Genomic DNA, 9,385 nt, shown 5'->3' on the forward strand with positions numbered 1-9,385 from the left:
CCATCGAGCGCGCCGGCATTGTTCATCGCCTCGTAGGCCATGCCGGCAGACATGGCGCCGTCGCCGATGACGGCGATGACATTGTTGCGGCCGCCGGAGAGATCGCGGGCCGCGGCCATGCCGAGGCCGGCCGATATCGATGTCGAGGAGTGGGCAGCGCCGAAGGGATCGTACTCGCTCTCGGCGCGGCGGGTGAAGCCGGACAGGCCGCCTTCCTGGCGCAGCGTGCGGATACGGTCGCGGCGGCCGGTCAGGATCTTGTGCGGATAGGCCTGGTGGCCGACATCCCAGATCAGCCGATCATCGGGGGTGTTGAAGACATAGTGCAGCGCCACTGTCAGCTCGACCACGCCAAGGCCGGCGCCCAGATGACCACCCGTGCGGGATACCGCGTCGACCAGCTCGGCGCGAAGCTCGGACGCCAGTTGCGGCAGCTCACTCTCGGCAAGCATGCGCAGGTCGGCCGGGATGCGGGCCTTGTCGAGAAGCGGCGTATGCGGCGTTGCGTTCACGGTGCTCAGGCTTTCGGTTGATGGGCGAAATAGGCCGCCGGCCGGCGAAAGTAAATGCGTGTCAGTGACGCGGATCAGACTGTGGTCTTTTGCTTCTATGCAGGTCGTTTCCCCAAAACCGGGCCACTTTGGGCGACAGGCATCAGCTTTCCGGCAGCGGAATGAACTCTTCCTCGTCTCCTGGAACGATGTCGAAGCGGCCTGTCTTCCATTCCTCTTTCGCCTGTTCGATACGCTCTTTCGACGACGAGACGAAATTCCACCAGATGTAACGCTTCGAACCAAGAGAGGCGCCGCCGAACAGCATGAAATGCGCCCCGGTCTGCGACGACACGACGATCTCGTCACCGGGACGGAAGACCAGCAGCCGTTCGGCTGGGAACACATCGCCCGAAATCGAGACCTCGCCTTCCAGCGTGTAAATGGCGCGCTCTTCCGCATCGGCAGGGATTTTCACGCTGGCGCCGGGCGCCAGGCGCAGGTCGGCGTAGAGCGTCTCCGAATCGGCCCTGACCGGGGACCGTAATCCTTGGAAATCGCCGATGATGAGGCGCCCGTTGACGCCTTCGGCATCAATCTCGGGAAGCCTGAGCGCTCCTGTGTTCTCGAACACAGGAGCCACCTCTTCCTTGTCGTCCGGCAGCGCCAGCCATGTCTGCAGGCCGGATACCGACATCGGCGCGCCACGCAGTTCCTCCGGCGTACGCTCCGAATGGACGATGCCGCGGCCGGCGGTCATCAAATTCACGTCGCCGGGCTGAATGACCATTTCGGTGCCGAGGGAGTCGCGGTGCCGGATCTTGCCGTCGAACAGATAGGTGACCGTCGACAGTCCGATATGCGGATGCGGACGGACGTCCAGCGCCTGGCCGGCCCGCAGGATCGCGGGACCCATGCGGTCGAAGAAGATGAACGGACCGACCAACCGCCTTTTTGCCGTTGGCAGGGCACGGCGCACCTGAAAACCACCGATGTCCTTGGCGTTCGGAATGACCATCAATTCGATCTGATCGCTGGCGAACGCATCGCCCACCTCAGGGTCTTTCCCGGGGAAGAAGCTCATGGACTCTCCTTGTCGGTGGTCGAAGGCCGCCTGGCCGCATCAGGCAAAGCGGATGGCCGCCTTTGCCCGCAGCTTGGCCGCCACCTCTTCGCGATTGCGCGGATGCTGATGGGTTTCCAGGGAATCGAGCAGTTCGCGCGCCGAGGCCGCGATGGCGTCGACGGCATGATCGAAGGCGTGCTGGTTCTGCTTCGAGGGTCGCGTCGTTCCGCTCAGCTTGCGGACGAACTGAAGGGCCGCGTCGCGCACCTCGTCATTGGTTGCCGGCGGATCAAAATTGAACAGGGTCTTGATGTTTCTGCACATCGCTTCCGTATCTCCTCTTGTCCTTGAGCTGTTTCAATCGCAACGAGTTATATCCTCGATCATGATCATGTCCAAAAACCGGTGAGGCGAGGCCATCGTTCGGACCGGCCTCAATCCGCGTCGAGCGGCTCCGTTCCAACCGGCTTGCCGTCGCGCGACAGCCTGATCTTCTCGACCTTGTCCTCGGCGGCCTTCAGCAGCCGGTCGCAATGCGCCTTCAGCGCCTCGCCACGTTCATAGATCCTGATCGACTGGTCGAGCGGCACGTCGCCACGCTCCAGATCATCGACGATCTTCTCCAGCGCATCGAGTGCCTGCTCGAAGCTCATCGCCTTGACGTCTTCGTTGGTCTCACCAGCCATCGTTCATCCTTTCATCAGTCGCCCGACATGGGCGGCGACCGAAAATGCCAATCCCTGCAGATCGTAGCCGCCCTCGAGCAGGCTGACGAGCCGGTTGCCGCTGTGGCGTGCCGCGCGCTGCATCAGCTGGCCGGTCGCCCAATCGAAATCATCCTCGGTCAGATTGATCTCGGCCAGCGGATCGCGGTGGTGCGCGTCGAACCCGGCCGAAATGATGATCAGGTCGGGCGCGAAATTGTCGAGCGCGGGCAGGACGCGCGACAGGAAGGCATCGCGAAACACTTCGCTGCCGGTCTGCGGCGCCAGCGGTGCGTTGACGATGTTGCCGGCGCCCGTTTCGGTCTTCGCTCCGGTGCCGGGATAAAGCGGCATCTGGTGTGTCGAGCAATAGAGCACCGAGGGATCGTCCCAGAAAATATCCTGCGTGCCATTGCCGTGATGCACGTCCCAGTCGACGATGGCAACGCGCTCGACACCGTGTTTCTTCTGCGCATAACGCGCCGCGATCGCCGCCGTGTTGAACAGGCAGAAGCCCATGGCCGTGGTCTTTTCGGCATGATGGCCGGGCGGCCGGGCGGCGACGAAGACGTTGTCGGCGCGGCCCGAAAAGACATCATCGACGGCGGCGTTGGCGGCGCCGATCGCGGTGATCGCCGCTTGCCAGCTCTTCGGACTGGCAGTGGTGTCGGCATCGATGCGGGCAATCCCCTCGTCGGGAATGGCGGCGCGCACGCGGGCGACGAAATCGGCGGGATGCGCGTAGAGGATGGTGGCCTCGTCGCCTTCCGGCGCCTGGATACGATCGAGCCCGGCAAAGGCTTCCTCGTCGAGCACGCGCTCGATGGCACGCAGGCGGTCGGGCCGCTCGGGATGTCCGGGCGGCGTGAGATGCTCGAGGAAGATCGGATGCGTGTAGAGACGGGTGGTCATCGTCCTAATCTAGTGACCCGGATCGACAAAGGCCATGCACGGGCGGCCGATGACTGGGGAAAATCGCGCCTGCGTCCATTCGTGTCGCCGCAGGCATTGGCCTCGCCGGCGCTTCGGCGTAAAGTCCTTGGCACTGCCTGGTGCCCGCCGCAAGCGGGAGAATCGGGAACACGGTTGAATTCCGTGGCGTGCCCAACGCTGTGAGGGGGACCGCGCCGGTAAATGCCACTGTCGATGACGGGAAGGCACCGGACGCGGGTTGATCCCAAGCCAGAAGACCGGCCTGGCAGGCATCGTCATCCGCATGGTCGGGCGGGTGGCATCAGAGCGACGTGCGTCCATTTGGACGCACAAAGTACGCTCTGACCGTTTTGAATCTGCAATCGCAAGGGGACAAGCGATGCCGGAACATATGACCGCTGCCATTGACGATGGATTCGACCAGAATGCGCGCGATGCGGTCTATCGCGCCATGTTCACGCGGCGCGACGTGCGCAGCCATTTCCTGCCCACCGCGATCGATGACGACGTGCTGGCGCGGCTGCTGCTTGCCGCCCATCACGCGCCATCGGTCGGCTTCATGCAGCCATGGAATTTCATTGTCATTCGCGATGCCGGACGACGAGCGGAGGTGCGCGACCTGTTCCTGGCCGCGCGCGAGCAGGAACTGCCGGCGATCGAGGCGGAAAAACAGGCGCTGTACCGCAAGCTCAAGCTGGAAGGCATCTGCGAGAGCGCGCTCAACATCTGCATCACTTGCGACCGGCAGCGCTCGAAGGGTTCGCCGCTGGGACGCTGGCACAATCCGGAGATGGATCTCTACAGCACCGTCTGCGCGGTGCAGAATTTCTGGCTGGCCGCGCGTGCCGAGGGCGTTGGCGTCGGCTGGGTGAGCATCATCGAGGCTGAGGCGCTGAAGCGGCTGTTGGCCATTCCGGATCACGTAACGCCAATCGCCTATCTCTGCGTCGGCCGTGTTTCCGAGTTCGCTTCCAAACCGGACCTTGAAACGCATGGTTGGGGACGGCGGCTGCCGCTGCCGGAACTGATCATGAGCGAGACGTTTTCCGGGCAAGGCGAGACACAGCTCAAGTCCACCGTGGCGCGCCTCAACACCGTTTCTGCCTCACCAGACACCACCTGCCCGGCCGATCAGGGTGTGGCGCCGGCCGTACCCCAGCGCGAACCGCCGAAGGAGGCGAGCGCCTTGTCCTTGAGCTCCCTGAACTTCGACGACGCCTCGGCCAACCGGGCGTCCCAGGCCGGATCCGGCACCTGGCCCGCGATGGTCTTGAAATAGACCTGCATCAGGCAAGCGATGGCGAAAGGCTCGATGAAGGCCGCCTTGAATGCCCAGGCGAAGACGATGGCGAGCACGAAGGCCCAGCCGGCGAGCTGGCCGGGCATCAGGAACAGAATGGCGCCGGCAGGCGCCAGCATCATCAGAAAGATGACGAACGACACGCCCCACATGATGACCGCCAGCCAGACGGCGTTCTTGACCATGACCTTGCCGTTCTGGGCATAGAGCACGACGCCTTGGCGCGCCGTCTCGAAGGGTGAGGCTGAATTGATGCGGATGTTGTAACCGAGGATGATCTCGTCGACATAGGTCAGCGACAGGCGGATCACCGTGTTGATGAAGGAGACCAGGCCGCTCAGGCCCGGTATCGGCAGGAAGGCGGCGATACCGCCGAGCAGGCCGGTGATGGCGCGGATGGCACCCTTGACGAGCTGGTCGACGACGAAAAGGATATTGGCCTCGGCAAAACGCTGGGTGACGACATCCCTGGCGTAGGCGATCTGGTCCTGACCGCCGGGAATGTCGCGGCCGTCGATCAGATGAACCATGACGGCGATGTGGCCGGCCTTGACGATATAGAGGATGTATTCGCGGATCCAGTAGACCGCGATCGAGACGATGCCAAACCCGACCACGCCGCCCCACAGGGCAAAGGACATGGGCCCGTCGGGATCGGTGGAGATATGGCCGACGCCATAGCCGACCGAGGCACCGGTGCCGGTCGCCATGATGTAGGCCAGCGTGATGCCGAAATAGACGATCATACGAAAGACGATGAACGGCCAGGTCCGCATCATGATGGACACCGACCGGCCGATCTCGAAATCCCACATGTGCCCCTCCGCCTCAGAGATGGTGGAAGAGGATGAACTCAACCCGGCGATTGTCAATTGCCGGCCCTGGCACCACAGGGCGACGAATTCTGGGCAACGGTTTTCTTTCGCAGCCTTTCGCCGGCGCATTGTCTGACGGAGCATCAAACGAAAAACCCGCCTGTGCGGCGGGTCACCGGCGCAAATCAGCACCATGGACGAATATGTACCTTAGCTGAGGGCAGGTGTCAAGAAAAAATTCCTATCGGGAACAGCTGCCGGCACGAAAAGCTCCGGTGGGAACTTCAATTCGACTGCGGATCCGGCTTCTTGAGCAGGCCTTCGAGCAGTTGCTTGAACGCCGTCACCACCTTCTTGGACGTCGCTTCGGGGTCGTCCGAATTGGCGATCCGTTGCGCTGCCTGGCTGCTCGCTCCGTTGATCAGTCGCGAGGCCGTCTCGGGGTCGAGGCTCGAGACAACGACCCCCTCCTCCTGCAGCGCGGTCAGATGGTCGGTCATTGACACGATGCACGCACTGGCATTCGGCCATTGCGCTGGATCCCCCAGCACGGCCGGGCCATCCCGGAACATGATGCGCTGGATTTCCGGCTCCAGCGCCATCTCGATATAGGTCGAGCACTCGTCGACGAAATGCTGCCAGCGGGTCGGCGCTCTCGACGCGACCTCATTGATGCGCGCCGCCATTTCGCCGTCGATCTGGGCTATGACCGCCTGCAGCAGCCCCTTCTTGTCGCCGAAATGATGATAGAGCGCGCCGCGCGTCAGCCCGGCCGAAGCGGTGAAATCATCCATCGAGGCTTCCGCATAGCCTGTTGTGCCGAAGGCATGGCGGGCCGCCGCGATCAGCTTTGCGCGCGTCTCGGCGATCATCTCCTTGCGGGGTCTGTGCATGGCTTCTGGCCCTATTCACATACGTAACGTATGCCAATTGACATACGCGGCGTATGCTCTATTTAACAATCATACGCTTCGTATGTAATTGCCGAATCGTCCTTTGTCGAGGAACCACCCATGCAAAATCCCTATGCGGAAATCTTTCGTGCCCCCGGAACCAAGGGCTTTGCGGCCGCCGGATTCATGGCGCGCCTGCCGATCGCCATGGCGCCCATCGGCATCGTGGCGATGCTGTCGCAGACGCGTGGCGAATACTGGCTGGCCGGAGCCGTCTCGGCAACATACGCGCTGGCCAACGCTTTCGTTGCGCCGCAGATATCCAGACTGGTGGACCGCCTGGGCCAGACACGGATCGTCGTGCCCACCACCATCATCGCGGTGCTGGCTTTCGCCGTCCTGATAGCGGCGGCCAACCAGGACTGGCCGGTGTGGACGCTGTTCGTGTCGGCCTTACTGGCCGCGGCCATGCCAAGCATGCCGGCGATGGTGCGGGCGCGCTGGACAGAGATTTTCCGCGGACGGCCGCAGATGAACACCGCATTCGCCTTCGAGTCCGCGGCCGATGAACTGGTCTATATCGCCGGGGCATCGCTATCGGTCGGTCTCAGTGCTGCCCTGTTCCCGGAAGCCGGCGTTCTGGTGAGCACATTATTTCTCGCATTCGGATCAGCGGCCTTCATCCTGCAACGCTCGACGGAGCCGCAAGTGCGGCCGGTGGACCATGGCTCAAGCGGCTCGGCGATCCGCCTGCGGCCGGTTCAGATCATCACCTTCGCCCTGATCTTCATCGGCGCGACCTTCGCGACGACGGAAGTCAGCACCGTGGCGATCACCAAGGAGCTTGGCCAGCCCGGCGCCGCCAGCCTTGTCATCGGCGTTTATGCGCTGGGATCGTTCGTGCTCGGCATCATCGTCGGCGCGCTCAGCCTGAAGGCGCCGCTGCAACGCCAGTTGGCCATCGCAGTCGCCCTCGTCGCGCTCGGCACGCTGTTGCCGCTCACCGCCGACACCGTGCCACTGCTGGCGCTGACCGTGTTCATCAGCGGCGTGGCGATCTCGCCGACCTTCATCACCGCCTTCGGCCTGATCGAGCGGCATGTGCCGGAGGCGATGCTGACCGAAGGCATTACCTGGGTCATGACCGGCATCGGCATCGGCATGGCGCTCGGCTCGTTCGCGGCCGGCGCGGTGGTCGATGCGTTCGGTGCCCAGAACGGGTTCTGGGTCTCTGTGGCTTCAGGCACGATCGCGCTGGCCACGGTGCTGCTTGGCCAGCGCAGCCTTGCCACGGCTGAGTGCGAGACGGACGGATGCGAAGCAGCCGCGATTGCTGCGGAATAGTTCCGGCGCGCCCGGGCCTTAGGCCGGGCGCGCCGCTCTAGGCAGCCGGGCCTGAAATATTGACTCTTCTTGGGTGCGCCAATGCCAAAACTATCGTTGGCGCCCCGTGCAGAATCACCTCTTTTTCGAAGACGAAGCCACATTTCTCCAGCACCCGTCGCGAAGCCGGATTGGCGGGGCGGACGAGGCCGACAACCCGATCGGCACGCAAGGGGCCGAACGCGGTGCGCAGTGCTTCCGTCACCAATTCCGTGGCATAGCCATGTCCCCAGCTCGCCGGATGAAGATGATAGGACAGGTTCAGACCGTCGAAATCCGCCGATACCGTGACGCCGCCGAAGCCGACCAGCTTTTCATCCGCCTCGACCGCCCAGCGGCCAAAGCCGTGCTTGTGCCAATGACCGATGTCGCGCGTCAGCCGCGCGGCGCTCTGCTGGGCTGTATCCGGGACAGGGCCCGGACGATGCGCAACAAGTTCCCGGCGCGAAAAGAGATCGATCAGGAAATCCAGATCAGCCTCTTCTGGGCGGCGCAGCAAAAGCCGCTCGCTGCGCTGGCTGGAAGGCAGGGACGCATTCATCCGTCTTCTCCGGCAACCGGATCGACGGGAGGCTCAGAGGATCTCGGTCTTGGCGATGTGGATGCCAAAACCTTCAAGGCCGACATAGTGGCGTTCGCGCGAGGCGATCAGGTTGATCGAGGAGATGCCGAGATCCTTGAGTATCTGGGCGCCTAGCCCGATCTCGCGCCACTCGTTTTCACGGCGGCGCGCCTCTTCGTGATCCTCGCGGTCGCCGCTTGCCGGCCGCTTGCGCTCCTGATGCGCAACGCCGACGGAGCCTTCTCTGAGATAGACGATGACACCGCGCCTGCGCTCGCCCATTGTCTTCATGATGGCGTCGAGCCGGTGGCTGGTGCCGAAGACATCGGTCACCACATCCTCCGAATGCAGACGCACCGGCACGTCCTCGCCGTCACGAATGTCGCCGAAGACGATGGCGACGTGATGCATGGAGTCCCACGGCAGCGTGTAGGTGAAGACCTGTGCCTTGCCGCCGAGCGTGTCGATTTCCGAGCAGGCGACGCGTTCGACCAGCGTTTCCTTGCGCTGCCGGTAGGCGATGAGGTCGGCGACCGAAACCTGCTTGAGGCCATGCTCCTCGGCGAAAGCCTGCACCTGCGGACCGCGCTTGACGGTGCCGTCATCATTGACCAGCTCGGAAATGACGCCAACCGGCGGCAGGCCGGCGAGCTTGCACAGATCGACCGCTGCTTCGGTATGGCCTGAGCGCATCAGCACGCCGCCTTCGCGCGCGATCAGCGGGAAGATGTGGCCGGGGCGGACGAAATCCGAGCCACCGACATTGCCGTTGGCAAGATTGCGAACGGTCAAAGTGCGATCTTCGGCCGAGATGCCGGTCGTGGTGCCATGCTTGAAATCGACACTGACGGTGAAAGCGGTGGTGTGGGCGGAATCGTTGTCGGCGACCATGGGGGCAAGGTTCAGCCGCTTGGCTTCTTCGCGCGGCATCGGCGTACAGACGATGCCGGAGGTGTGGCGAACGATGAACGCCATCTTTTCGGGCGTGCAGTGGACAGCGGCGACGATCAGGTCGCCCTCGTTCTCGCGCCCGTCATCATCCATGACGACGACGATCTCGCCGCGTTCGAAAGCACGCAGGGCTTCGACGATTTTCTTCTGGTCGTAAGGCATAAGTGCTCGCTTTGCTCGCAGGGGAATAAGGGAGTAGGGCAGTAAGGGAGTAGGGAAAAGCAAAAAGATTTGGCCGGCCGGGCTAAGAGCGCAACATATTCCCCTATTCCCCTATTCCCCTATTC

The 9,385-nt window shown here is 63.1% G+C and carries 10 protein-coding genes, 1 pseudogene and 1 riboswitch; of the genes and pseudogenes, 2 read left to right on the forward strand and 9 right to left on the reverse strand.

What is annotated here, in order from left to right:
- From EN884_RS14060 to EN884_RS14080, 5 genes are all read right to left on the reverse strand, one after another.
- Positions 1-512 (reverse strand): 1-deoxy-D-xylulose-5-phosphate synthase N-terminal domain-containing protein (locus tag EN884_RS14060; protein ID WP_281034828.1); only part of this gene is annotated, 512 nt, incomplete at its 3' end.
- Positions 513-654: 142 nt separating this feature from the next.
- Entirely contained in the window at positions 655-1,575 is a 921-nt protein-coding gene (locus EN884_RS14065; RefSeq protein ID WP_063167672.1) for a pirin family protein, read from the reverse strand.
- A gap of 39 nt (positions 1,576-1,614) precedes the next feature.
- Positions 1,615-1,881 carry a DUF2277 domain-containing protein gene (locus EN884_RS14070; protein WP_013532791.1) on the reverse strand — a complete coding sequence of 89 codons (267 nt, stop codon included), beginning with the start codon at positions 1,879-1,881 and terminating at the stop codon, positions 1,615-1,617.
- A 110-nt stretch (positions 1,882-1,991) separates the two neighbouring features.
- The gene (locus EN884_RS14075; protein ID WP_013532792.1) at positions 1,992-2,243 is read right to left on the reverse strand and encodes an exodeoxyribonuclease VII small subunit; all 252 of its coding nucleotides are present in this window, start codon (positions 2,241-2,243) and stop codon (positions 1,992-1,994) included.
- 3 nt (positions 2,244-2,246) lie between these two features.
- Positions 2,247-3,173, reverse strand: coding sequence for a histone deacetylase family protein (locus EN884_RS14080; protein WP_063167671.1), 927 nt, complete (start codon positions 3,171-3,173; stop codon positions 2,247-2,249).
- A 121-nt stretch (positions 3,174-3,294) separates the two neighbouring features.
- Positions 3,295-3,475: riboswitch (cobalamin riboswitch) on the forward strand.
- Positions 3,476-3,585: 110 nt separating this feature from the next.
- Between EN884_RS14080 and bluB the strand changes: the two are divergent.
- Positions 3,586-4,203: pseudogene (gene bluB, locus EN884_RS39530) on the forward strand (5,6-dimethylbenzimidazole synthase); the annotation flags it as partial.
- Between the two features lie 122 nt (positions 4,204-4,325).
- Here the strand turns inward: bluB and EN884_RS14090 are convergent.
- Together EN884_RS14090 and EN884_RS14095 are read right to left on the reverse strand one after the other, a co-directional pair.
- Entirely contained in the window at positions 4,326-5,309 is a 984-nt protein-coding gene (locus tag EN884_RS14090; protein WP_063167669.1) for a hypothetical protein, read from the reverse strand.
- A 284-nt stretch (positions 5,310-5,593) separates the two neighbouring features.
- The gene (locus EN884_RS14095; protein ID WP_013532796.1) at positions 5,594-6,202 is read right to left on the reverse strand and encodes a TetR/AcrR family transcriptional regulator; all 609 of its coding nucleotides are present in this window, start codon (positions 6,200-6,202) and stop codon (positions 5,594-5,596) included.
- Between the two features lie 120 nt (positions 6,203-6,322).
- Between EN884_RS14095 and EN884_RS14100 the strand changes: the two genes are divergently transcribed.
- Entirely contained in the window at positions 6,323-7,546 is a 1,224-nt protein-coding gene (locus EN884_RS14100; RefSeq protein WP_063167668.1) for an MFS transporter, read from the forward strand.
- A gap of 37 nt (positions 7,547-7,583) precedes the next feature.
- Here the strand turns inward: EN884_RS14100 and EN884_RS14105 are convergent, their stop codons facing one another.
- A complete protein-coding gene (locus EN884_RS14105) occupies positions 7,584-8,126 on the reverse strand; it encodes a GNAT family N-acetyltransferase (protein ID WP_063167667.1) in 543 nt (180 codons plus the stop codon).
- A gap of 33 nt (positions 8,127-8,159) precedes the next feature.
- A complete protein-coding gene (gene ribB, locus EN884_RS14110) occupies positions 8,160-9,260 on the reverse strand; it encodes a 3,4-dihydroxy-2-butanone-4-phosphate synthase (RefSeq protein WP_013532799.1) in 1,101 nt (366 codons plus the stop codon).
- Positions 9,261-9,385: the final 125 nt, after the last annotated feature.

It is taken from the genome of Mesorhizobium sp. M7A.F.Ca.AU.001.01.1.1 (assembly GCF_004022735.1).
GTDB lineage: Bacteria > Pseudomonadota > Alphaproteobacteria > Rhizobiales > Rhizobiaceae > Mesorhizobium > Mesorhizobium ciceri.

What these genes read in the sequence shown, in the direction of transcription:
- EN884_RS14105 (WP_063167667.1), bottom strand. Translation starts at nt 8,126, where the DNA reads ATGAATGCGTCCCTGCCTTCCAGCCAGCGCAGCGAGCGGCTTTTGCTG.
- EN884_RS14080 (WP_063167671.1), bottom strand. Translation starts at nt 3,173, where the DNA reads ATGACCACCCGTCTCTACACGCATCCGATCTTCCTCGAGCATCTCACG.
- EN884_RS14090 (WP_063167669.1), bottom strand. Translation starts at nt 5,309, where the DNA reads ATGTGGGATTTCGAGATCGGCCGGTCGGTGTCCATCATGATGCGGACC.
- EN884_RS14100 (WP_063167668.1), top strand. Translation starts at nt 6,323, where the DNA reads ATGCAAAATCCCTATGCGGAAATCTTTCGTGCCCCCGGAACCAAGGGC.
- EN884_RS14070 (WP_013532791.1), bottom strand. Translation starts at nt 1,881, where the DNA reads ATGTGCAGAAACATCAAGACCCTGTTCAATTTTGATCCGCCGGCAACC.
- EN884_RS14095 (WP_013532796.1), bottom strand. Translation starts at nt 6,202, where the DNA reads ATGCACAGACCCCGCAAGGAGATGATCGCCGAGACGCGCGCAAAGCTG.
- EN884_RS14065 (WP_063167672.1), bottom strand. Translation starts at nt 1,575, where the DNA reads ATGAGCTTCTTCCCCGGGAAAGACCCTGAGGTGGGCGATGCGTTCGCC.
- EN884_RS14075 (WP_013532792.1), bottom strand. Translation starts at nt 2,243, where the DNA reads ATGGCTGGTGAGACCAACGAAGACGTCAAGGCGATGAGCTTCGAGCAG.
- ribB (WP_013532799.1), bottom strand. Translation starts at nt 9,260, where the DNA reads ATGCCTTACGACCAGAAGAAAATCGTCGAAGCCCTGCGTGCTTTCGAA.